The sequence below is a fragment of the Grimontia sp. SpTr1 genome (assembly GCF_947387585.1).
In the GTDB taxonomy this organism is placed as follows: Bacteria; Pseudomonadota; Gammaproteobacteria; order Enterobacterales; family Vibrionaceae; genus Enterovibrio; species Enterovibrio indicus.
The window spans coordinates 113,972-135,749 of the sequence record NZ_CANDOD010000001.1 but is presented as its reverse complement, the minus strand read 5'-3'; the positions used below and the strand labels follow the sequence as shown (position 1 = coordinate 135,749).

General features: G+C 48.5%; 23 protein-coding genes. 15 read left to right on the top strand and 8 right to left on the bottom strand.

Going from position 1 to position 21,778, the window contains the following annotated elements:
- Positions 1-62 precede the first annotated feature (62 nt).
- From QL223_RS00670 to QL223_RS00640, 7 genes are all read left to right on the top strand, one after another.
- Positions 63-629 (top strand): TRAP transporter small permease, encoded by a 567-nt coding sequence (locus QL223_RS00670; RefSeq protein ID WP_281543559.1) that lies wholly within the window; start codon positions 63-65, stop codon positions 627-629.
- The gene (locus QL223_RS00665) at positions 626-1,936 is read left to right on the top strand and encodes a TRAP transporter large permease subunit (protein WP_062714325.1); all 1,311 of its coding nucleotides are present in this window, start codon (positions 626-628) and stop codon (positions 1,934-1,936) included. Before QL223_RS00670 ends, QL223_RS00665 begins: the two co-directional genes overlap by 4 nt.
- A gap of 49 nt (positions 1,937-1,985) precedes the next feature.
- On the top strand, positions 1,986-2,726 hold the full coding sequence (locus QL223_RS00660) for a 5-oxoprolinase subunit PxpA (RefSeq protein ID WP_281543558.1): 741 nt from the start codon (positions 1,986-1,988) through the stop codon (positions 2,724-2,726).
- Positions 2,713-3,399 (top strand): 5-oxoprolinase subunit PxpB, encoded by a 687-nt coding sequence (gene pxpB / locus QL223_RS00655; RefSeq protein WP_281543557.1) that lies wholly within the window; start codon positions 2,713-2,715, stop codon positions 3,397-3,399. Before QL223_RS00660 ends, pxpB begins: the two co-directional genes overlap by 14 nt.
- Positions 3,396-4,316, top strand: a complete 921-nt coding sequence (locus tag QL223_RS00650) for a biotin-dependent carboxyltransferase family protein (RefSeq protein ID WP_281543556.1) — start codon at positions 3,396-3,398, stop codon at positions 4,314-4,316. Before pxpB ends, QL223_RS00650 begins: the two co-directional genes overlap by 4 nt.
- Positions 4,313-4,927: a hypothetical protein gene (locus tag QL223_RS00645; protein WP_281543555.1), complete on the top strand. Its 615-nt coding sequence runs from the start codon at positions 4,313-4,315 to the stop codon at positions 4,925-4,927. Before QL223_RS00650 ends, QL223_RS00645 begins: the two co-directional genes overlap by 4 nt.
- 95 nt (positions 4,928-5,022) lie before the next feature.
- Positions 5,023-5,523 carry a GNAT family N-acetyltransferase gene (locus QL223_RS00640; protein ID WP_281543554.1) on the top strand — a complete coding sequence of 167 codons (501 nt, stop codon included), beginning with the start codon at positions 5,023-5,025 and terminating at the stop codon, positions 5,521-5,523.
- 83 nt (positions 5,524-5,606) lie between these two features.
- Here the strand turns inward: QL223_RS00640 and QL223_RS00635 are convergent, their stop codons facing one another.
- Positions 5,607-6,149, bottom strand: a complete 543-nt coding sequence (locus QL223_RS00635) for a hypothetical protein (RefSeq protein ID WP_002538248.1) — start codon at positions 6,147-6,149, stop codon at positions 5,607-5,609.
- A 5-nt stretch (positions 6,150-6,154) separates the two neighbouring features.
- Complete coding sequence (locus QL223_RS00630) at positions 6,155-8,287, bottom strand: LruC domain-containing protein (RefSeq protein ID WP_281543986.1); 2,133 nt, start codon at positions 8,285-8,287, stop codon at positions 6,155-6,157.
- A 335-nt stretch (positions 8,288-8,622) separates the two neighbouring features.
- Between QL223_RS00630 and QL223_RS00625 the strand changes: the two genes are divergently transcribed.
- Positions 8,623-9,474 carry an SDR family oxidoreductase gene (locus QL223_RS00625; RefSeq protein ID WP_281543553.1) on the top strand — a complete coding sequence of 284 codons (852 nt, stop codon included), beginning with the start codon at positions 8,623-8,625 and terminating at the stop codon, positions 9,472-9,474.
- 22 nt (positions 9,475-9,496) lie between these two features.
- Here QL223_RS00625 and QL223_RS00620 read toward each other — a convergent pair whose 3' ends face one another.
- The gene (locus QL223_RS00620) at positions 9,497-10,621 is read right to left on the bottom strand and encodes an ROK family transcriptional regulator (RefSeq protein WP_002538244.1); all 1,125 of its coding nucleotides are present in this window, start codon (positions 10,619-10,621) and stop codon (positions 9,497-9,499) included.
- 88 nt (positions 10,622-10,709) lie between these two features.
- A complete protein-coding gene (locus QL223_RS00615; RefSeq protein WP_281543552.1) occupies positions 10,710-11,540 on the bottom strand; it encodes a glycerophosphodiester phosphodiesterase family protein in 831 nt (276 codons plus the stop codon).
- A gap of 239 nt (positions 11,541-11,779) precedes the next feature.
- Here QL223_RS00615 and QL223_RS00610 point away from each other — a divergent pair, with 239 nt between their 5' ends.
- From QL223_RS00610 to QL223_RS00595, 4 genes are read left to right on the top strand one after another with little or no spacing between them, the layout of a single operon-like run.
- On the top strand, positions 11,780-12,886 hold the full coding sequence (locus QL223_RS00610) for an ABC transporter ATP-binding protein (RefSeq protein ID WP_281543551.1): 1,107 nt from the start codon (positions 11,780-11,782) through the stop codon (positions 12,884-12,886).
- Positions 12,883-13,758: an ABC transporter permease gene (locus QL223_RS00605; protein ID WP_281543550.1), complete on the top strand. Its 876-nt coding sequence runs from the start codon at positions 12,883-12,885 to the stop codon at positions 13,756-13,758. Before QL223_RS00610 ends, QL223_RS00605 begins: the two co-directional genes overlap by 4 nt.
- Positions 13,755-14,600 (top strand): ABC transporter permease, encoded by an 846-nt coding sequence (locus QL223_RS00600; protein WP_002538240.1) that lies wholly within the window; start codon positions 13,755-13,757, stop codon positions 14,598-14,600. Before QL223_RS00605 ends, QL223_RS00600 begins: the two co-directional genes overlap by 4 nt.
- A gap of 54 nt (positions 14,601-14,654) precedes the next feature.
- Entirely contained in the window at positions 14,655-15,755 is a 1,101-nt protein-coding gene (locus QL223_RS00595) for an extracellular solute-binding protein (protein WP_281543549.1), read from the top strand.
- Between the two features lie 109 nt (positions 15,756-15,864).
- Here the strand turns inward: QL223_RS00595 and QL223_RS00590 are convergent, their stop codons facing one another.
- On the bottom strand, positions 15,865-16,926 hold the full coding sequence (locus QL223_RS00590) for an aldo/keto reductase (RefSeq protein ID WP_281543548.1): 1,062 nt from the start codon (positions 16,924-16,926) through the stop codon (positions 15,865-15,867).
- A gap of 120 nt (positions 16,927-17,046) precedes the next feature.
- Between QL223_RS00590 and QL223_RS00585 the strand changes: the two genes are divergently transcribed.
- Both QL223_RS00585 and QL223_RS00580 read left to right on the top strand, forming a co-directional pair.
- Entirely contained in the window at positions 17,047-17,862 is an 816-nt protein-coding gene (locus QL223_RS00585; RefSeq protein ID WP_281543547.1) for a LysR family transcriptional regulator, read from the top strand.
- Between the two features lie 206 nt (positions 17,863-18,068).
- Positions 18,069-18,308, top strand: a complete 240-nt coding sequence (locus tag QL223_RS00580) for a hypothetical protein (RefSeq protein WP_281543546.1) — start codon at positions 18,069-18,071, stop codon at positions 18,306-18,308.
- Between the two features lie 57 nt (positions 18,309-18,365).
- On the opposite strand, the gene QL223_RS00575 is transcribed toward QL223_RS00580, so the two are convergent.
- Both QL223_RS00575 and QL223_RS00570 read right to left on the bottom strand, forming a co-directional pair.
- Positions 18,366-18,596, bottom strand: coding sequence for a hypothetical protein (locus QL223_RS00575; RefSeq protein WP_002538235.1), 231 nt, complete (start codon positions 18,594-18,596; stop codon positions 18,366-18,368).
- Between the two features lie 180 nt (positions 18,597-18,776).
- A complete protein-coding gene (locus tag QL223_RS00570; RefSeq protein ID WP_002538234.1) occupies positions 18,777-19,019 on the bottom strand; it encodes a YdcH family protein in 243 nt (80 codons plus the stop codon).
- Between the two features lie 470 nt (positions 19,020-19,489).
- Here QL223_RS00570 and QL223_RS00565 point away from each other — a divergent pair, with 470 nt between their 5' ends.
- On the top strand, positions 19,490-19,675 hold the full coding sequence (locus QL223_RS00565) for a Flp family type IVb pilin (RefSeq protein ID WP_002538232.1): 186 nt from the start codon (positions 19,490-19,492) through the stop codon (positions 19,673-19,675).
- A 36-nt stretch (positions 19,676-19,711) separates the two neighbouring features.
- Here the strand turns inward: QL223_RS00565 and QL223_RS00560 are convergent, their stop codons facing one another.
- On the bottom strand, positions 19,712-21,760 hold the full coding sequence (locus QL223_RS00560; RefSeq protein WP_281543545.1) for a prolyl oligopeptidase family serine peptidase: 2,049 nt from the start codon (positions 21,758-21,760) through the stop codon (positions 19,712-19,714).
- Positions 21,761-21,778: the final 18 nt, after the last annotated feature.

Genomic DNA, 21,778 nt, shown 5'->3' with positions numbered 1-21,778 from the left:
CCTGGAAACGGACTTGGGGAGGGCTTCAATACCCTGAGCTACGCCTGTCTGGAAGCATTATTATGAAACGAGCTCTGTACCTGCTGTCGGGTGGTTTATCCGGCTTCTTTATTGTGTTGATCATGCTGATCATCCTCGCCCAAATTATTGGCCGAATGATGGGCTTTATTGTTCCGTCAGCGGAAGATTTCTCCGGTTACGCTTTGGCTGCCTCAACCTTCTTTGGCCTTGCCTATACCTTTCGTGAAGGTGGCCATATCCGCGTTAACCTTGCTATTCAAAGGTTGCCAGAATCGCTGCAACGCCCTCTGGAAACTCTGGTCCTAACCCTTGCGTTTTTGCTGCTTTGTTTCTGTAGCTATTACTGCACTTATATGGTCTGGGAATCCTACGACTTCGAAGAAGTCACCCACGGTTACATTCCGATTCCTCTGTGGATTCCACAAGTGCCACTCGCGGTCGGCATGATTGCATTCAATCTCGCCGTGCTGGATAGCCTGATTGACAACATTCGCGGCATTACCCCCCATTACAAGCAGTTGGAAGGTGAAGACGTTTCGCTCGAACTGATTGAAGACCCTGACGAAGCTACGGCTCCGCAGGCAAGCAGCAAGGAGCGCGCAAAATGACGGACATGACCTTAATCTCTTTTATTCTTGCCATCTCCATGCTGCTGTTTTTAGCCGCTGGTTTATGGGTATCCCTTGCCTTAATTGGTGTCGGTGTCATGGGCCTGTACATGACAGGCAATGAACAAATCGGCCTGTTGTTCGGCTCTTCAAGCTGGGGGGCGAGCACCAGTTGGTCGCTGACGGCTCTACCGATGTTTATCTGGATGGGTGAGCTTCTGTTCCGAACCCGACTCTCGGAAGATCTGTTTAAAGGCCTTTCTCCTTGGCTTAGCAGCTTTCCCGGCAAACTACTCCATGTAAATGTGTTGAGCTGCGGCATTTTCGCTGCGGTATCGGGCTCATCCGCCGCCACTGCAGCCACAATTGGACGCATGACTCTGCCCGAGCTGAAAGCACAGGGCTACAGCGAGAAAATGGCCGTCGGCACGTTGGCAGGTTCAGGTACTCTGGGTCTTCTTATTCCACCTTCCATCATTTTGATTGTGTATGGGGTGGCCGCAGAAGTGTCCATTGGACGCTTATTTATCGCCGGAGCCCTGCCCGGCATTATGTTGATGCTCCTGTTTGTGGGTTACACCACCATCTGGGCATTGATGAATAAAAATGAAGTGCCTCAGCACTCGAGTAACGATGTTAATTGGCAAGTTAGATTCAAAGCGCTGAAAAAGCTGCTCCCGATAGTCGCCCTTATTTCCTTTGTTTTGGGGTCGATCTACGGCGGTTTCACTACACCGACAGAAGCAGCAGCGCTTGGCGTGTTTGGCGCCATGGTTTTGGCCGCCCTTACCGGCTCTTTGAGTCGTCAGAGTTTTATCGACAGTCTACTGGGTGCCGTGAAAAGCGCCTGTATGATTGGCTTTATTCTCGTGGGCGCGCATTTTCTTACACTGGCAATGGGATTCCTCGGCATTCCCCGCGCGTTAGCGGAGTGGATTGCTGCGATGTCGCTGTCGCCGTTTGAACTCCTGCTTTACCTCACCATCTTGTTTGTGGTGCTGGGCTGCTTCCTGGATGGTATTTCTGTGGTGGTTCTGACCGTTGCAGTTGTATTGCCTATGGTGCAGCAAGCAGGGATTGATTTGCTGTGGTTTGGTATCTTCATCGTTCTGGTGGTGGAGCTGTCGCAAATCACCCCGCCCGTAGGTTTCAACCTGTTTGTTATTCAGGCACTCACGGGCAAAAACATTCTGTATGTCGCACGCGCTGCGTTTCCGTTTTTTATGCTGATCCTTTTAGGGTTAGTGTTAATTACCGTCTTCCCGGAAATCGTGACCTATCTGCCGACCACCATGAGTCAGCGCTAGCAGGACAAACTGCTTCTAAAGAAAGCAGAGCAACAAGGAGTGAGTTGAGATGAAATTAAATTGCGACATGGGAGAAAGCTTCGGTGCCTGGACCATGGGGAAAGACGCTGAAGTGATGCCCTGCATTGATATGGCAAGCATCGCCTGTGGCTTCCATGCCTCGGATCCAGTCACGATGCAAAAGACCGTCGCTTTAGCCCTTGAACATGGCGTCACCATTGGCGCCCACCCTGGCTACCCGGATTTGATGGGCTTCGGCCGCCGCAAATTTGATTGCACAGAGGAAGAACTTTACGCTTGGCTTGGCTATCAAATCGGTGCGCTGAAAGGCATTTGCCGTCAGCAAAAAGCCATTGTCGATTATGTAAAACCCCATGGTGCGCTCTATAACACCATGATGAAAGACATGGCGGTGCTGAAAACCGTGATGCGCGCAGTGAAAGCCGCTGCGCCGGGTTGCCCATTGGTGGTGATGGCAATTCCTAAGCGCCAACCTATTCTCGATTTGGCATTGGAAGTAGGCATTGATTTGATGTTTGAAGCTTTCTCTGACCGCGCCTATGACGATGAGGGATTTCTGGTCGACCGTCGTATTGAAGGCGCGGTCCACGGCAGTGCTGACGCCATCATCAAGCAGGTACAACAGATTGTTGAAAACGGTTCTGTCACAACGTTGAGTGGAAAAACGCTCAAGGTGGACGCAGATACACTCTGCATTCACGGAGATGGCCCCCACGCTTCGGCGGTTGCCCAAGCATTGAAGAAGTGGAGGGCAAATGGCGCGAATTGAGGCAGTCAATGAACAGACATTGATTGTGTATTTTGGGGACAGAATTGATGATGCCATCGCCGCTGACGTCAACCGCGCCATCTTTCAGGTTCGGGAAGGTCTGGGGGATTTAGTCACAGACATCATCCCCTCCTATAACTCGATGTTGATTGGCTTTGACTTAAACAGAACGGATCGTTTTGACATCATCAAACGCATCCGGTTGGCGCTTGAATCCAACACTGACGCTGTCACCAATAACAACGACAATCAGGTAGTTGAGATTCCCGTCTACTACGGTGAGGAAGTCGCGCTGGATATGTCGGATGTGTGTGACAAAACCGGCCTCGACAGTGAGTCTGTCATCAAACTGCACAGCGAGCGTGAGTACCGCGTTTACGCCATCGGCTTTAGCCCCGGCTTTGCTTATCTTGGCAGCTTGGATGACGCGATAGTCATGCCGCGTAAATCCACACCACGCCTCAAAGTACCAACAGGCAGTGTAGGGCTGGCAGACAACCAAACAGCCATTTATCCCAGCAGCACACCGGGTGGCTGGCAAATTATCGGCCGTACACCACTGAATATGGTGGACTGGGACAGCGAATCACTGGCGAAAGTCAATGTCGGCAACCGAGTAAGGTTCTGCCCTATCGACAAGGACGAGTTTTTGAAGCAAGGCGGTGTGTTATGAGTTTTGAAGTACTGAACCCTGGCATGCTTACCCTACTGCAAGACAGTGGTCGCATCGGCTTCCAGCATTTGGGCATCACTACAGGAGGCCCAATGGATGAGCATGCTTTTTACTGGGCAAACCGTCTACTGGGAAACAAGCCAGATGCAGCGCAACTTGAAATCACCTTCGGCCAACTGCAGCTACAGGTGAATGCCGCCACAACCGTTGCTATTGCAGGCGCAGATCTTTCCGCCACCTTGAACGACAAAGCTATTCAACCCTGGCTCACCTATGCGGTGAAGCCAGGTGATGTCCTGGCGTTTGGTGCACCCAAAAGTGGGCTGCGCACCTATCTCTCCGTAGCTGGCGGTTTCGAATGTGAGCCTAAGCTCGGGAGTTGCTCCACGGTGAAAAGGGAGCAACTGGGCGGTTTAACCGGTCTCGGTGATGCCTTGGAAACGGGGGATATTCTACCCTTTACCGCAACGACTGAATTCACCGAACAGCGCACACCTAAATGGGCGATTCCCGATTACGATGCGCCGCTCGAACTCGGGGTGATGCCGTCCTATCAGCATGCGTCATTTAGTCATGATGAACAGATGACGTTTTTCACCAGCGAGTATGAAGTCAGCCAAAACATTGACCGCATGGGTTATCGCTTATCTGGCACGCCAGTGCACAGCAGTCTCGATGGCATCATCTCAGAAGGTATTGCCTTTGGTGCGATTCAGATCCCCAACGATGGCCAACCGATAGTACTGATGAAAGACAGGCAAACCATCGGCGGCTATCCGAAAATCGGCTGTTTGAGCAGTTTAGGTGCTGGCCAACTTTCACAGCGTCAACCCGGGCAGATTGTTACCTTCTCTCCCATGGATGTTGCGGACGCCGAAGTCGAAAGAAGGCTCTTCAACCGGGTCATTTTCGGATGAGTCCATCTCAGGGGAAAATGGTGCACATCGACAAGGCCACGAATGCGAGGCCAGATGATGTGCGCCCTTTTCTCAAGGCGATTAATCGGTATATCTCAGCCAAAGATAACAACAAGCCACACCTGCTCACCAAAGTGTTTACAGAAGAATCACTGCTGGAAATGAAGGTCAACACCGACAGTATTTCGTTTCCCTCAGATGTGGTTGGCGTTGAAGCAATCAGCCAAGTTCTGTCCTCCCATTTCAACCAGCGTTTTGAGAATGTTTATACCTTTTGCTTGTCAGACTCCATTATCAGGGATGGCACTCTTCTCAACTGTAAGTGGCTCGTCGTGATGACAGAGAAGGACAATGACATCCTGCGCATCGGTTGTGGCTATTACGACTGGCTGTTCAGCGATGATTCTTCTATCGCGGTAAAGGATCCGAAAGTGGACAAACTCACCATCACCATTGAGTACATGGCTGCCATTCACTATTCGAATAAAGATCACTTGCTCGATGGGATAGGCGAACTGCCCTACCCTTGGTGTTTCAGCAGCTCACTGAGTATTGAAATGCCGATGATCGAGGACTTAAAAACAGTGAGACGCTTTCTGGAACAGGATTAGAAGTAGCCCTACATTTTATCTGGCGAAATGTGACGATTTTACGCTACGCTTCGCCTACACCCTTTGCTTGTTTACTGTCAGAAAAACAAAGAACTATGAATCTAATAACAAGAACTGCGCTAGCTTCAGATGCCAAGAGCATCACCGATATCGTCAACCCCATTATCGAAAGCGGTCGATACGTGATTCTCGACTCCGCTTTTTCGGTATCAGACCAAAGTTTCTTCATCCAATACTTCCCGGTAAACGGCGTGTTTTTGGTTGCTGAAGATCATGACTCGAAAACTGTTCTGGGCTACCAAACCGTTGAGCCATATGCCAGCTATTCACGCGCACTGGACCATGTCGGCATCATCACCACTTATGTCGATGAAAAAAATCATCGTCAAGGCGTTGCAACGTCGCTGTTTGCTTCCACGCTCGATATCGCGCGCTCACGCGGTTTTGAAAAGCTGGTTGCTCAAGTTAGATCAGACAATGAAGTGGCTCTGCACACTTATCTAAAACATGGTTTTGAAGTGTCGGGACGCGCAAAAAATCATGCGAAAATTGGCGGCAAGTACATCGATGAGATTACGTTGGAACTGTTTCTGTAACGTTTAAATTTGCCTATTTAAAAACAGCCCAGACAAGTGTCTGGGCTGTTTTTTTGGTAGCGTCGCTTTCAAATTTACACTGCTTACCAGACCCAGCTCGTTTCTGTGTTCGGAATCCTTTTCTGGACAGGCGGCGTTCCATCCGTAAACCACACCTCAGCAAGCACGTAATAGTGAGATTCTGAAGAAACAAAATCGACAACCGCTTCCCCTGATTCCAAGGAAGAGAAAGCCATTCGACTGTTGTAGGCCGCCGTGTAAGTTCCGTTGCTATTCTCAGAAAACTCGCTGTATATCGACACTACACCGGGTGATGTTGAATAGCCGCTGATATCGACGACAAAACTCTGCTCCAACACAGGGCTATATGAGAAACCATCAGGCACAACTGTTTCGTTAAAACTCGATGCTGAACTGGTGACGGTCTCCGGAATGTTTGCTTCGCCACCAGAGGTATCAACCATAATTTCAAACTCTGACAGACTGGATACTTCAACATTGCTTTCCGGTGCAGACTCATCAGCGATAACGGTTGAAGACACGTTTGAACTGCCGCTTCCGTCACCACCGCCACCACATGCGCTCAGAAGGGCCATTAACGCTAACAGACTGATATTCTTATTCATGGCACTTACTCCTCAGACAAGTAGTATTTGTTTTCAGTTGCTTTTTCTAATAAATACCACTGAAGATTATTTTCACCGCCGGACTCGGCATAGCCTGCAAACTCTGGATATGCCTCGACAAGGTCGACATGCTCTCTCGGCCAAGACCACTCATCTGGGATAAGCAGCGCCCAAGGATGATTCGAAGAGGTTTTAAAGTAACGTGATGTTGCTGGGTCGCTGGAGTCGCTCCACCACCCTAGCCAGTAGGTGTCGAATTGCTCTGTCGGCGCCTGATCGGCGAGGTGGATTTCTAATCCTCGTCCAGGGTTATACCAGAGCCCGTCGCGGACATAAGCGCCCGGTGTGGCAAAAATAAACGGGTCATAAGGCATTGTCATCAGAGAGCTCGTATCAGTACCCTCGTTGAAATACACATCTATTTCGAACTCGAAGACCAACGCTTCCTGGCAATGCTGCGCCGTTCGATAGTACATACAGCCTGCTGGGAGTTTCTGTTTGAGATCGTCTGAAACAATGAATATTGCCTCATTGGAGTCGCTCTCTAAGCCGTTGCTCTCTTGTAACACTGCATTGTGTGTCAAAGTGCTCGCTGAGCTGATGTCAGACCGGTTTATTCCCCCGAGTCTGAATGCAAACCCATTGTGATAACCAGCGCCGTAGGCTGAAAGATAACCTTGAATCAATACACGGGTAATCGCGCTGTTTTCATCCAGTGTTTCTGTGATGCGGAATTTAAAGACAACATCGTTGAGATCGTAATCCCCCTCTTTAGGCCAGTTGTCCTCAAAAGCGATCGTGGCATATCCACTCTCGCTGGGGTAGTAACGCAGCGAGGAGCCATTTTCCATGATAGTCACAGGATGATCCTCAACTTCGCCGGTTGTGGCACCACCGAAGTAATCGAGACCAGACGCTTCTGAAAAACGGAAACGAGACCAAGTCGAGCCAATCGTCGCGCCTGCCGGAACCGCAATGGAGAGAGAATTGATGCCCGAGGTTAACAAACTGTCGCTAAAGACCTTCTCACCTGCGTCTTCAAAATCGCCGTCCTGGTTCCAGTCTATCCATGCTGACAAATAACCAGCAGTAGATGCCTGAACAGAAACCAGAGACGTGTTACCCACTTCCAATGCGGTAACAAAGCCAACACCGTCTTCATCCGCTAAACCGGCTTTGTTGTCATCAAGAGGGGATGTAAAGCCGTCACCTTCGCTGTCTGGTGCGATGGAGCCTAAGTAGAAACCGCTATCCACTTCGTGACGCGGACCGTTGGAGGCAAGCAACGTTTTGTAGCTGTCTGGCGCGTCACCAAAATCAATCGTCGAATCTTCATCAATAATGGGTGCGTTTGCACACCGTGCGCCGTCATTTTGTCCAGATATCGGCCCTGAGGCGAACAGCACTGCCTCCAGGTTTTTGTCATCGATATCGTCTTCGTTTGAAAGGTCGATTCTGAAGATTTTGCCATCATCATTTCGGGAGATGTAAAAGTTGCCATCAACGTCGAAATAGACCGCGCCAAAGCCACCAGATGGTGGGCCGATATCAGCCACCAAACTGTAGACCATGTCGGAATCGCCTGTTTCTAAGTCCACGCGATACAGGTTGTACGAGTTGTTGTTGACTGCATAGAGATTGCCATCAATCGGGTTGATCGCAACGTCTGACGTTCTGAGGTTATTGAGGTCGGTGTCTAATGTGGTCGCTGTTAATGTCGCCGAAGGGTCAGCCTCCAGAGGAGAAAGGTCAATTTTGATGATTCCCAGCTCTCTGCGGTGCAGATAGTAAACCTGGTCATGCACATCACCACTAATAAATTTAGTGTTGTTAGGCAACCCATTCACTGTGAGTTGTTCACCAACGTAGTTTTGGCCAATCCGTATCACCACCTCGTTGTCGTAATCAAAACCGTATATATAGCGGTCTGATTGGTTAAACCCAACTGCGTTGATATGGGTGTTGAGACCAGTGGTTTCTGCCAGCGTTGAATAGCCACCGGTGACAAGGTTCACACCATAAACTTTACTGGGTGAGCTTTGGAACAAGAAGGCTTTGCTGGGACATGTATCAAAAGGCTCAACGGAAGCTGGTGTTCCAGCGTGTACCGAGGAACCGAAAAGAGCTGATAAAAAAATGGGGATAAATAGACGCACGACATAGGCTCCAATTAAGTCCGGACTTTAGAGCGTATAAACAACATCCATGCCATGTAATTATCTTATTGATTAAAAAGAATTTATCAATTTTCGTCTCAGGAATACTCTCACATCAAATCCAGTACTGAGAAAAGATGCACGCACTGTGTCATTTTGAGAAAACAGGATGAAGTAACACTTAGTCATTGTTTGTATCTTCCATAAGCCAAAGCTCAGAAAGCGCTTCCTGCACAATGTACCGAGCTACATTTATTAGGAACATAGTGCAAGCCAATCATCACTCGCTTGCCCGTTTATCGATGAGGGAAAAGACCGTGAAAATTGCCGTTACCGCCGCCAGTGGGCAATTGGGCTCAGAAATCGTCAAAGCGCTGATTGACGTAATACCGAAAGAAAATGTCATTGCTTTAGCCCGCACCCCAGAGCGCGCCAAAGAACTTGGTGTTGAAATCCGTCCCGGTGATTACGAAGAGCCTGAAGAGCTTGAACAATCACTACAAGGCATTGATACCTTGTTACTGGTGTCCGGAATGGATGCGCCTGACAAGCGCATTGACCAGCACCGCAATGTGATTAATGCTGCCAAAAAAGCAGGGGTCAATAAGATTGTTTACACCAGTGTTCAAGGCGCTGAAGAAGGCACTGCGTTTTCACCCATTATTCAAAGCAACAGACAAACCGAGCAAGATGTTCGTGAATCGGGGCTTAACTGGGTGATAGGCCGCAATGGTATCTACATTGAACCGGATATCGAATACATCGAGAATTACAAGAAAGCTGGGGTTATCACCAATTGTGCGGGGGAAGGGAAATGCGGGTATACCTCTCGTGGAGAGCTTGGTTATGCCTATGCCCGAATGCTGACTGAAGACAAGCACAACGGGCAAACTTACAACCTGCATGGTGAAGCCCTCACTCAAACCCAGTTAACGGAATACCTCAACGCGACATATCACACTCACCTGACTTACGTGCCGCTCTCTTTTGAGGACTATAAGGCTGAGCGCATTGCGGAGTTAGGCGAATTCCTTGGAACCGTCATTGCAGGGATATATCAGGGTATCAGTGAAGGTAAGGTCGACAACCCCAGCCATTTTCTGGAAGCTTCTGGACGCGAACACCAAAGCTGGGGCGATTACTTTGCGGATATAGAGACGGAAGATTGATCTGGATTGGCGATCAGGCCGCTCATTCTGGCCTGATCGTCTGAAATACGGGATACATACTGGCACCGAAAGAGGACAGATTCTCACCGACTCTCGAAGCAGCAAGTGTTGCCATCGGATAATCAAACGAGCGCTCAGACCATACTTTTTCTAGGTTCATTTCTTTAATAAGCGCTTCCGCAATTTCTTTGGGGGCAGAGCCGCCAAACACCACACAGTCAGGGTCAAACCAAGACAACGTTAGCATGATTGCAGGAGCAAGCTGGGTGGCAGATTTCTTAATCCAAGCATTCACCACCGGATGCTCAAGCGAAGGAATGTCTGTCAGCAGATGTACATCTAAACCTGCTTCACGCAAATCAATCATCAGTTCACGAAGGCAAGGTCGACGCTCAGGCATCATCGTGAAGTAAGCGCCAATCTCCCCGGCGTTCTGGTGTTTACCGCGATATAGCTGTCCATTAATGATCGCCCCGCCACCAATACCATGGCCAATTTCTAAAAGGAGCATATTGTTCACGTGGTTCCACTTACCGGAATAGAACTCTCCCACCGCACCGACGTTACAATCATTATCAATCCAGACAGGCCACGGAAAATGGCGGCCAAATGCTTCCGCTAAATCCATATCGCGCCAATGCGCCATCGGCGCTATCGCCCAGACATACTTACCATTTTCCGTTTGCGGACCAGGCATGGAGACTCCGACACCTAAAATACGCGCGTGTTGAAGACGGTGTTTAGTGACCAATCGTTGCACGCTAGCCGCCAGCAGCGACAGTGTGTCTTCAACCGATTGGGATTCATCATATTCGATGGAATCCAAATCAACCGTATCACCACGAAAGTTAGCCAGTGAGATCTCAAGCCGCGCAATATGAAAAGCCACGCCAAAAGAGAAGGCAGCATAGGGACTGATTTCAACAGGCACAATGGGTTGACCACGACCAACCACCATACGCTCGCCTTCAATGATCCACTGCATAGACAGAAGTTCTTTGCAAATCGTGGTCACTGAGCCACTGCCAAGCCCTGACCACTCTGTGATTTTGGCGCGCGAGACCGGGCCATTTTGACGAATAAGGTCCAGGACCTTTCGCTGACCAGGGCTCAGTTCAACAGTTAGCGGAATAACAGGTGCAAGCATATATACATTGAGCTCTTTAAAAATAACGGCTGGGAATCATAGCACTCGATATCTCGACCGCCTATCCAAGGCCTGAAGGAATGTGATTCTAGATCCCCTCTAACCCTGCCTCATCAGCAAGCGAACGAAGCATGGCAATATCGTCATGGCTAATCATGTCTATCAGGCCATCACGCATCCAACCAATGATCTCTCCCCTTACGTCGTAGCCGAATTGACGATTGAAAAACAGCGTTGTGTCTTCATTGTTTTCTTTCGTCGGCAAATACAGTCGCGTACATAAACCTGCTTCTTTGTAAGCGACAAGATCTTCCACATGGGCATTCGGGTATTCAAAACAAACACAATCTGCCCGCGAATTCAAAACGGCAGACAGCTGGTTGTTGTACCTTGCCAACGTCACAACCTGCAAGTTCACTTCCGGCACCCGTTTTTTTACCTGATTGATAAGCACATGATCGAAAGCCAGTAATTGAATATGATCCAAGGCCTTCGGTATACGTTTTAGGAGTGTGCTTAACTCTAAAACAAAGGCGTCGCGACGCCTCCTCTGTTTTGCTTCCACCACCAAACCAACATTGTTTTCCATAGCCCACAGCAAGGCTTCCGTCAGGAGCAGTATCTTCGTCCCTTCGAACTCGGGAGAAAACCAGCCGCCAAAATCTAGCGCAGCCAGCTCGGCATAAGTCATTAATTCCACATATCCCTGACCATTCGATGTGCGCTCTACACTTGGGTCATGGATAACGACGATTTGATTGTCTGCCGTCATCGCAATATCAATCTCGATGGTGGAGGTGCCCGCTTTGAGAGCGCCTTGAAAAGCTGGGAGGGTATTTTCGGGGAATAGCGTTGAGTAACCACGATGGCTGTTAAGGTAAATTTTTCCTGTTCCCGCAATATAGAAGTTAAATGACATATCAAATATCCTTTTTAATAAAGTTTAATAAAACTTTATATGCCAAAGATGACCTTAGTCAATCCATATTCGTCGATAAAATTAATCTCTATAAATAACAAATGCATGTGTCATTTGTTAATAATGTGTGACATTGATCTCTCGCGGATTTAACCAAAGTAACTTATGTTTGTCATACTCACCAATTAATCTTTTTAGAAAAGTTTATTGATGAGTGACAGATAAGGAGATCACTTACAATGCAAAAAGCAATGGAGCTGAAATCACTCATGGAAACGGTTAGTACGCCAACACTGGAATTGCGCAACATCTGTAAGAAATTCGGTGAATTCACAGCGACGGACAAAGTGAGTTTCACCGCAGATATTGGTGAGTTTGTCACCCTGCTCGGACCTAGCGGATGCGGGAAAACAACGCTGCTGAAAATGATTGGTGGGTTTCACGATATAGACAGTGGCAACATTCTGCTGGGTGGAACAGACATCACCGCACAGTCACCAGAACAACGCAGCACGGCTATGTGTTTTCAGTCTTATGCGCTGTTCCCACACCTGAGCGTGTCGCACAACATCGTCTTTGGCTTGGTGCAAAAAAATGTCAGTGAAGAGGAGCAGCAACAACGTCTAAAACTGGCGCTGGAGCAGGTTGGGTTGACTGAACACAAAGATAAAATGCCAGCTGAGCTCTCAGGTGGTCAGCAACAACGCGTTGCGTTGGCGCGGGCAATGGTAGTAAGACCTGACGTGATTCTGTTCGATGAGCCGCTTTCAAACTTGGATGCCAAACTACGCGAAAGCGTTCGCTATGAAATTAAAGAGCTTCAACAAAAATTTCAGTTAACCGCCATTTACGTCACCCATGATCAGGCAGAAGCGCTCGCGATGAGCGATAAAATTGTCGTGCTGAACAAGGGTCGGATAGAGCAAATTGGCTCGCCCGAAGACATCTATCACAGGCCCGCTAACCGCTTTGTTGCAGATTTTATCGGTGCGGCCAACATTCATACTGCGACAGTGCTTTCTACGCCAGAACCCGGTGTCTACCGTATTCAATGCGAGTTGGGCGAATTCACAGTGAAATCAGACACAGCACCTCCGGCGGAGCGGTGTTACATCTGCTGGCGGCCAGAAGAAGCAGAATCTGTGCAAGCAAACGGTGAGAACGTGATATCAGTAGAAGTCACAGAAAAAGCCTTCCTTGGGAACATGACTGATCTCTTTGGCAGCATAAACGGTGAAACTGTCCGTATTCAGTTGCACCGTCATAGCGCTATACAGCAAGGCGAAAAGGCACACTTCAACGTCCCTGCAGACTGTATTCGCTTCCTTGAGGAGGCGACATCATGAAAGTTGTTTTACTGTTGCTGCCTGGACTCGGCACCATCTTATTTTTAATGGGTGATGCCTTCTATACCACCATTTCCCATAGCTTAGGCTTGGGCAGTGAAGAAAACCGATTTACCCTGCAATACTGGAATGAAATGTTATCGGACAGCATTCTCTGGCGCTCCGTGGGTTACTCCTTCCGTACCTCATTGCTCGGCACATTGGGGGCAGTGCTCCTCGCTTATCCTATCGCTTTGTGGCTAACCAAACCGCTGCAAGGAAAAAACCTGATTATTGGCATGTTGCGAGCGCCTATGTTTGTGCCAGGTTTAGTTGCGGCGTTTCTTCTGATGAACGTGATCTCCTATCACGGCATTATCAACGAAGGCTTACTGGCTATTGGGGTCATTGATAAGCCTATCCGAATGACCAATGACAGTTTCGGCTGGAGCGTCGTTTTCCTGCAGATTTGGAAAAATCTACCCTTCGCGCTGATCCTGATTGGCGGATCGGTAAACAGTATCAGGACGGATCTCCTTCATGCAGCCAGTGATATGGGTGCATCACGCTTTGCAAAATTCCGGCAAGTGATTTTCCCGCTCACAATTCCTGCTTTGCAGGCCTCGATGATCCTGATTTTTATCGGAGCTATGGGCGACTATGCGTTTGCTTCCATCGCAGGCTCGCGTACCAGTTATTCGATGACCATGCTGATGTATTTTACCGCATATCAGTATTTAGAGTGGGAGAAGGTTTATGTCATTGCCGTCGTATTGATGACGATCGCTGCGCTCGGCGCGATTGTGATTACTGCTGTGCTGCAACCTTTCGCCCGCAAACGGTATTCGCTCATTTCCCTCGACAAAGCTGGACTTGATGGGGTGGCAAAATGACAACATTAGCACCAACTAAGCATTCACAGCTTGTTATTAAGCTGTCCGTCGGCTTTTTCTTCATCATCAATTTGATCTGGCTGGGTATGCCTTTTGTCATGGCGTTACTCTGGTCTTTGGTTGACCCAGAGCACCCGTGGAGCTTCCCGGATATTCTTCCACCCGTGCTTTCCTTCGGGCGATGGGAGCTGGTATGGGAAACCACCTCCCTGAAGGAAGCGCTGTTTAACAGTTACACCGTCGCGCCGACCGTTGCGCTGCTGACACTGGCGCTGGCGATGCCGACCGCATACGCTTTTGGCCGACTCTCTTTTCGCGGAAAGCGAATTGCGGAAATGCTGACACTGATTCCCATGGTTATCCCGCCGATGATTCTGGCGATTGTGTTCAGCGCAGTATTGTTTGATTACGGTATATCTGAACCATTTATCAGTATTGTAATCGCTCATACCGTGCTCGCACTTCCCTATGCCATACGCATTCTTTCCGCCGGTTTTTCCAGCGTGCCTCAGGATCTGATTGAAGCATGTGCTGATATGGGAACCGGACGCTGGGGAACATTCCGACACGCCTATTTCCCGATGTTGAAACCAAGCCTGTTAGCCTCCCTGATTTTCTGTCTGGTGATCAGCATTGAAGATTTCAATATGGCCTACGTCCTTGGTGCACCGGATTTTATTACGGTTCCCACCATTTTGTATTCGTTCTTAGGTTACTCATTTATCAGACCGGATGCGGCAGTCGTATCGCTGATCCTGGTCATTCCAAACGTCATTCTAATGCTGATTATCGAACGCCTGTTGAAAGGGAATTATCTTTCTCAATCGACAGGCAAGGGCTAGTGATCGGCTTTTCATCTCACCCAGAGCAAATGAAGAAGTAGAGGACTTACTCCAATGAAGTACAAAGGATTATCGACAATCGCTGCTGCAGCATTTCTGCCATTGGTGGCATCCGCTTATGACATCACAACCATGAGTTGGGATGACATTGAGCAGCAGGCAAAGAAAGAAGGCAAAGTGACGTTTGCAGTCTGGTATCTGCAACCGGCATGGCGTGAATACGTGAAAGCGTTTGAAAATGAAACAGGCATTAAGGTGCGTATTCCCGAAGGTACGTTTGATGGCAACACTACCAAGCTTCTTGCTGAGACCAAGCGCAAAAGCGGCAGTATGGATGTGGTGGCTATTGGCGCTTCAAAGCTTAAGATTTTTGATGCCGAAAATCAGTTCGTCAATTTCAACCTACTGCCAGATTATGCCAAGCTCAATACTCGTCTTCAGGGGATTGAATCCAATGGTTACGCCGTCGGTTTTTGGGGAAACCAAACAGGCTTGGCTTATGACCCGACTCGCATCGACGAAGCAAAGCTGCCACAAACCTTCGAGGAGCTTTCAGCGTACGTTCAAGCCAATCCAAAAAGCTTCGGGGTCAATGATCCCAATGGTGGCGGTGCCGGCGGACGCTTTATACAGTCCACCCTCCAACACTTTGCGCCTTCAGACTATACCCAAGAGGCTTCTGAGGATGTTATGAAAGATTGGAGTCGCGCGTGGAAATGGTTTCACGACAATCGTGACAACCTGATCATCACAGCATCCAACGCCGATAGCATCACCCGAATCAACGACGGTGAAATCGTGATTGCACCTGCATGGGAGGATCACCTTGCAGGGCTGCAGAAACGTGGCGCCATCGCAGAGAGGATTAAGTTTTATATTCCAGAGTTTGGTATGTCGGGCGGTGGCAATTTTGTCGTGGTGCCAAAGAATGCCAAAAACCTTGCTGCTTCCGTCTATTTCGTTGATTGGCTGACCTCACCCAAAACCCAATCGGGTTTGAATGCTAAATTCGGCAGTGCGCCACAGCATCCAGATGCCAATGCAGAGGCCGCCTTGGTCAATGCTAGTATGCGACAGAACTCCACCGACTCATTTGGCGAAGAATACGATGTGGAATCAAAGAAACGTTTCACTCGTGAAGTGTTGATGAAATAAGATCAAACTACAGTGCCTTCAAACGCAACGATTTAAGTGCGTTTGAAGGCACCGTCGTTTTGATGGATCTCTATGAAGCTTGCCCCATTGAATAGACCTTACCTCTCCGTTACTTAACCTTCATTGCTAAACGACGCCAAACATCCATTTCCGACCAACTTTCCTGAAAACCATAGGGATAAGCGGGTAACCCCGGATCTGAAGCCTCGCTCAAGGCTTGGATATGCTTGTCTGGCAAATGAATCTGAGCAGCGGCAAGGTTCGCTTTGAGCTGCTCAGCAGTTCTGGCACCAAGCAATATGGAACACACTCCCGGCCTTTGGGCTAACCATGCCAACGCGATATCGGCTACCGATCTTTGATGCTGCGTAGCGATCTCATTCAATGCCTCCAATACGCGGTAGGTTCGTTCTCGATTGCGAAGATGATACGCCTCCACTCCGCGATTGGGATTTTCTCCCAACCTTGTTTCGCCAATTGGCAGCAGATCTTTTTGATACTTGCCGGTCAGCCAGCCTCCACCAAGTGGCGACCAAGGGGTCATTCCTATCCCTTCTTCAAGACAACACGGCAAAAGCTCCAGCTCAATATCCCGCTCCAACAGACTATATTGAGACTGCATAGCGACAGGTACTGGCAACCCGTTCTCTTTCGCCGTGGTAATCACTCTCTGCAATTGCCAACCCGTGAGGTTTGACCAAGCGGTGTAGTGAATCTTACCCGCAGTGACAAGGTCACCCAAAGCCACCAGCGTTTCCATGACATCAGTATCCTTATCCCAGCCATGGATGTAGTAGACATCGATAGCATCCAGCTGCAGCCGTCGAAGACTGGCATCTACCGAGCGAATAAGGCTCCGCCGTGAAGCGCCATAACTGCCAGGAGGTGGTGAAAAGCGCCCTTTTGTCGCCACCAATACATTATCCAATCCACCGCGCGACTTGCCCCACTTTCCAATGATCGCTTCCGACAAACCCGCGCTGTAATTGTCTGCTGTATCGATAAAATTCCCACCGCTTTCAACGAATAGGTCAAGCTGATTGAAGGCTTCCTGCTCAGAAGTTTCCGCGCCAAACGTCATGGCTCCCAGTGCCAACTTAGACACCATTGGGCCTGCATGCCCCAAGCGCACTTTTCCCATGCCTGTAGAGAGTGTGTGTTCATCTGCCATCGCGTTATTTCCTCTTATTTTTCCGGCGTCCACGCTTTACGACACCGGGTGACTGCTGACCTTCTCTAGACTAATGGCGAGCACCATTTCATCAACGAAACAGATTGGTAAGGTCTTTTCATGAATAAAAAGGATGTAAACTGGAACGATCTTCAGTTGTTTATCGCTGTTGCCCGTACAGGCGGGTTGTCAGCAGCATCCAGAGTTACCGGGAAAAGTCCGGCAACACTGGGACGCAGGATGCTGTCACTTGAACACAATTTGGGCGCAGAACTCTTTGCCCGTCACGATAAAGGGTATGAATTGCTTTTGGCAGGGAGAAAACTCCTCGAAGAGTTGCAGAGTGTTGAAGCATCACTGGATAAACTAGCGACCCCAGCCAGTCAGAGTCACCGCCCTTTAATCAAAATATCTGCAGGCACCTGGACAACCATGCATTTGCTGGCGCATATCGACACGTTGTCTGGCTCGCCGCAAGATTGCCTTATCCGCTTTGTCACATCAGAAAAAGTGCTCGATATTTCTCACAGAGAAGTCGTTATTGGTTTTCGAAATCAGCGCCCAATGGAAGATAACCTCGTTTGTCGCAAACTCGGCAGGGTCGAGTTTGCACCATATGGCACTAAGGACGCGCCGCAAAGATGGATAAAGGTTATTGCCGAAACACCTTCAGCAAAATGGATTTCAAAGCATTCAGCAGCAGAAGTATTTGTAGAAGTCAGTGCACCAAGAAACAGTCTGGATTTGGCTCTCGCAGGAAGAGGCGTTGCCCTGCTGCCTACCTTCATTGGCGACACCGAAGAAACGCTCACTCGCCAGGGTTCCATCATAGAGGAACTCAGTCACGATCAATGGCTGGTTACTCACCATGAAGACCGTTACTTACCCGAAGTCAGGCGATTGATTAAAAGGCTAAATGAGGTGATAGATTCGTAAATTTCAACGGAAGTCTACCCGCTAGTCACCCAAGACTAACCACCTCAATTGGTGGCAAATTGTGCGATCTATGCCCACCAAAAGTGAGGGTTTATTAACCCTTTCAATGCTAATATTCTTCCATAGCATTGAGCATTTAACTTATTGATTCACGGTAAAAACCTTTTATTTACCCCTGTTAAGGTGAAACCAATAAGGAGAGAGAAATGCTCAGATTTCAGTTCTATAAATCACAAGACGTTGTCACTCACGTAAAACTGGATACCCCTACGACTGAAGACGAGATCCGGCAGCTGACTGAGCAGGGTTTTACTGAGTCTGGCGATGTCATCTCTGCACCGACGATTCTTAAAGCCATGGAGCAGCATCAAAACCGTCATGAAGATACGATTAAAGAGTACGCGACTATCGGCGTGATTTTGGGTCTTTTTTCCGGTTATCCCTAGGGTCTACTCGTTATAAAAAAACGCGCCTGTTGGCGCGTTTTTCGTTGTTTCTGTTCATCATTGTTCGCAGAAACCATCAAAAAGTTCCGGCGTATTGTCAAAGCCTTCCGCTTCAGCCAGCTCCCATGGTCGCTCACATTGGTTCGTGTAAGCGCACCATTGATAGCCTGCAGAAGGAATACAACCAAACTCATCACGATCTGCACCTACCGCGTTGTTTTGCACATGGCCTTGAGTGCATCCAAACAAGAGTGAAACCGAGAGTGGGATCAGAAAGAGATGTTTCATAGAGCACCTTGTAGCGTTAGATATTTGAAGACTTTTATACCTACATAACCTGAAAATGCATGATTCAGGTTGTTTGGGTTTATATAAGCATCTTTTCGTTGGCAAGAAGAGTACGAATTTAGGATAAACCAACAAAAAGACGCGCCAGTGGCGCGCCTTGGTATCCATCAACGATGCGCATTATTTCGCTTGCTGCAAACGGCGGTAGAGCGAGTCCTTCAATACTGCGCGGTCATGCTTGAGCTTATGCATTTCCTCATCATCAATCGGTGAATCTCTGAGCTCCAGGCTTCGAATTTCTTTATCAAGTGCGTTGTAGGTTTTCGTGTCTTCTGCAAATGAAGCATCTTGAGAAGAGAGCTCTGAGATCAGATCCTTGAACTCTGGGAACTCATTCAAGAGTGAGTGGTTTTCACCTAACATATCAGCCCCTTATTTATTTCCTTTGTCGTTGAGCTTTCACCATAAAAAATTCTCAACCATGTAGATATACCCATGATTGAGAATAGTCGACTTCGGCTGATATCCAAACATTGAGTGACCTTAAGCAATACGTTCAATCACCAAAGTGAATGGCATACCCTTCTGTTATTAAAGAATAAAACTCTGTGTGATAGCGCTCAAGGATTGATGATTTTCTTTCTAGAAATCACCGCCATAATCAACTCAAATAATAGGCTTGATGCTCATATTTCAATCTGTGACAAATAGAGCATTACTGACTAAATACACCACCAAATTTTCAGGATATTTCTGTTAGTGAAACACTTTTCAGTTCCACTAATAAAACTAAGAAGTATTAGGTGTTTAGATGGCATACAAACGTGACTGGATTCGTAGACGTTACACCGTTATGTTTAGTCGTCATAGATAAGAACTAAAAAGGTATGAGAATGTTCAATTGCATTCGACGTTACATCTTGGATGAGTCCGGGGTGACCGCCATCGAGTATGCCATTATTGGCGTTGCTGTTTCTGTGATTACACTTGCCATGTTTTCAGAAAATTCTGCGCTTCCAAGCGCACTGGTTAGCGCAATAACAGTCATCGAAACCAATATTAATGCCGCTGGCAATTAAAGAACGCGCCTTATCTGGCGCGTTTTTCTTATCCCGTTAAAGCTCGGGCTCTACACCCATCTGGTCAAGACAGAAAGCATACACATCAGCGCCCAAATCCAGCACCTTGTGCATTGGCATACCAGCGCCATGTCCCGCGTTCACATCAATGCGGATCAGCACTGGGTTCTCTCCACCATGTTTTGCCTGAAGCTCTGCAATAAACTTGTAGGAATGCGCGGGCACCACGCGGTCGTCATGGTCAGCCGTCGTTACTAATGTCGACGGATAAACAACGCCTTCTTTCACATTGTGCACGGGTGAATACCCCAGCAGATATTGGAACATCTCTTCACTTTGCGCAGAGGTACCATAGTCGTACTTCCAGCCCTCACCGGATGTGAAAGTGTGGTAGCGCAGCATGTCCAACACACCTACGGCAGGCAACGCTACTTTAAACAGGTCTGGTCGCTGCGTCATACACGCGCCCACCAGCAAGCCGCCGTTGGAACCACCTCGAATCGCCAGTTTCTCGGGTGATGTGTAGCTTTCTGCAATCAGAAACTCTGCTGCTGAAATAAAATCATCGAACACATTTTGTTTCTGAAGCTGAGTGCCTGCCTGATGCCATGCTTTACCATATTCACCACCGCCTCGCAGGTTTGCAACGGCATAAATGCCACCCATTTCAATCCATGCTGCAATACTTGGGTTGAAAGCAGGCTCTAAGCTGATATTGAAACCGCCATAACCATAAAGAATGGTTGGATGTGAACCATCGAGCTCGATGCCTTTGCGGTAGCAAATGGTCATCGGTACTTTGGTGCCATCTTTGGAGGTATAAAACACCTGACGGGATTCAAGCTTCTCACTGTCTATGGTGCAGGCGCTTTGACGATAAAGTGCTGTCTCACCGGTGACAGGATCAAAGCGGTAAGTGTCTGCTGCTGTGGTGTAATTGGTGAAGGTGAAATACAACGTTTTGTCTTTTTCTCGACCTGAGAAGCCAGATGCCGTACCTACACCAGGCAGAACCACATCACGCACCTTCTCGCCACTCAGGCGATACTGCTTAACCTGGGTCTGAACATCGACGAGGTAGCTGGCGAACAAGTAGCCCGAACCCGTTGAGATGCTAAGTTCATGTTCAGTTTCCGCAATCAAATCTTCCCAATTTGTCTGCTGCGGATTTGCAACGTCCACCGCCACAATACGCCCCATCGGTGCGTGCCAATTCGTGTAGATAAGGAGTTTGCCGTCGTGATGATCGATAACATCACTGTCTGCGCTGTCATCGTCAGTCAGGCACACGCGTTCACCACTGCCTTTCAGGTCTTGAACATAAAGCATATTTCCTGAGGTGGCATTAGCACCAGAGATCACCAAATAGCGGTCATCCTCAGTGGTGTAGCCGCCAACATAACGGAACTGCGGATCATCATCTCCACCAAACACCAACACATCGTCCGTCTGTGCGGTGCCTAAAGTGTGGAAGTAAAGCTTATGGTGTTCAGTTCTGGCTGAAAGCTCACTACCTTCTGGCTTGTCATAGGTCGAGTAGTAGAAACCCTCACTGCCACGCCATTCGATACCAGAAAACTTCACGTTCTCGATTTTGTCAGTCAGCAACTCGCCGGTTTTTGCATCCATCACATAGATGGTTCGCCAGTCGCTGCCGCCTTCAGAGGTCGAATAGGCAATGAATTTGTCGTCGCGGGAAAAGCGCAGTTGGTCAAGTGATGTGGTGCCCTCTTCACTCCAGCTATTTGGGTCAAGAAACACCTCGGCGTCCGCACCCTCTCCGCTGGTACGATACACCACTGACTGGTTCTGCAGGCCGTCGTTGCGATAGAAATAGGTGTAATCACCGCGATCGAATGGTGCAGATTCTTTCACATAATTGTTAGCCGCTTCGAGTCGCTCACGAATGGCATGACGGAAGGGAATATTGTGCAAACAACCAAAGGTGACCGCATTCTGGGCTTCTACCCATTGCGCGGTTTCGTCACTTAAATCATCTTCCAGCCAACGGTAAGGGTCGGCCACTTTCTCGGAGAAATATGTATCGACGATCGTATCTTTGCGTGTTTTTGGGTAATCAAACATGACTTCTCCATCCATGGT

Coding starts and splice junctions, on each gene's coding strand:
- QL223_RS00670 (WP_281543559.1), top strand. CDS start 63: ATGAAACGAGCTCTGTACCTGCTGTCGGGTGGTTTATCCGGCTTCTTT.
- QL223_RS00665 (WP_062714325.1), top strand. CDS start 626: ATGACGGACATGACCTTAATCTCTTTTATTCTTGCCATCTCCATGCTG.
- QL223_RS00660 (WP_281543558.1), top strand. CDS start 1,986: ATGAAATTAAATTGCGACATGGGAGAAAGCTTCGGTGCCTGGACCATG.
- pxpB (WP_281543557.1), top strand. CDS start 2,713: ATGGCGCGAATTGAGGCAGTCAATGAACAGACATTGATTGTGTATTTT.
- QL223_RS00650 (WP_281543556.1), top strand. CDS start 3,396: ATGAGTTTTGAAGTACTGAACCCTGGCATGCTTACCCTACTGCAAGAC.
- QL223_RS00645 (WP_281543555.1), top strand. CDS start 4,313: ATGAGTCCATCTCAGGGGAAAATGGTGCACATCGACAAGGCCACGAAT.
- QL223_RS00640 (WP_281543554.1), top strand. CDS start 5,023: ATGAATCTAATAACAAGAACTGCGCTAGCTTCAGATGCCAAGAGCATC.
- QL223_RS00635 (WP_002538248.1), bottom strand. CDS start 6,149: ATGAATAAGAATATCAGTCTGTTAGCGTTAATGGCCCTTCTGAGCGCA.
- QL223_RS00620 (WP_002538244.1), bottom strand. CDS start 10,621: ATGCTTGCACCTGTTATTCCGCTAACTGTTGAACTGAGCCCTGGTCAG.
- QL223_RS00615 (WP_281543552.1), bottom strand. CDS start 11,540: ATGTCATTTAACTTCTATATTGCGGGAACAGGAAAAATTTACCTTAAC.
- QL223_RS00610 (WP_281543551.1), top strand. CDS start 11,780: ATGCAAAAAGCAATGGAGCTGAAATCACTCATGGAAACGGTTAGTACG.
- QL223_RS00605 (WP_281543550.1), top strand. CDS start 12,883: ATGAAAGTTGTTTTACTGTTGCTGCCTGGACTCGGCACCATCTTATTT.
- QL223_RS00600 (WP_002538240.1), top strand. CDS start 13,755: ATGACAACATTAGCACCAACTAAGCATTCACAGCTTGTTATTAAGCTG.
- QL223_RS00595 (WP_281543549.1), top strand. CDS start 14,655: ATGAAGTACAAAGGATTATCGACAATCGCTGCTGCAGCATTTCTGCCA.
- QL223_RS00590 (WP_281543548.1), bottom strand. CDS start 16,926: ATGGCAGATGAACACACACTCTCTACAGGCATGGGAAAAGTGCGCTTG.
- QL223_RS00585 (WP_281543547.1), top strand. CDS start 17,047: ATGAATAAAAAGGATGTAAACTGGAACGATCTTCAGTTGTTTATCGCT.
- QL223_RS00580 (WP_281543546.1), top strand. CDS start 18,069: ATGCTCAGATTTCAGTTCTATAAATCACAAGACGTTGTCACTCACGTA.
- QL223_RS00575 (WP_002538235.1), bottom strand. CDS start 18,596: ATGAAACATCTCTTTCTGATCCCACTCTCGGTTTCACTCTTGTTTGGA.
- QL223_RS00570 (WP_002538234.1), bottom strand. CDS start 19,019: ATGTTAGGTGAAAACCACTCACTCTTGAATGAGTTCCCAGAGTTCAAG.
- QL223_RS00565 (WP_002538232.1), top strand. CDS start 19,490: ATGTTCAATTGCATTCGACGTTACATCTTGGATGAGTCCGGGGTGACC.
- QL223_RS00560 (WP_281543545.1), bottom strand. CDS start 21,760: ATGTTTGATTACCCAAAAACACGCAAAGATACGATCGTCGATACATAT.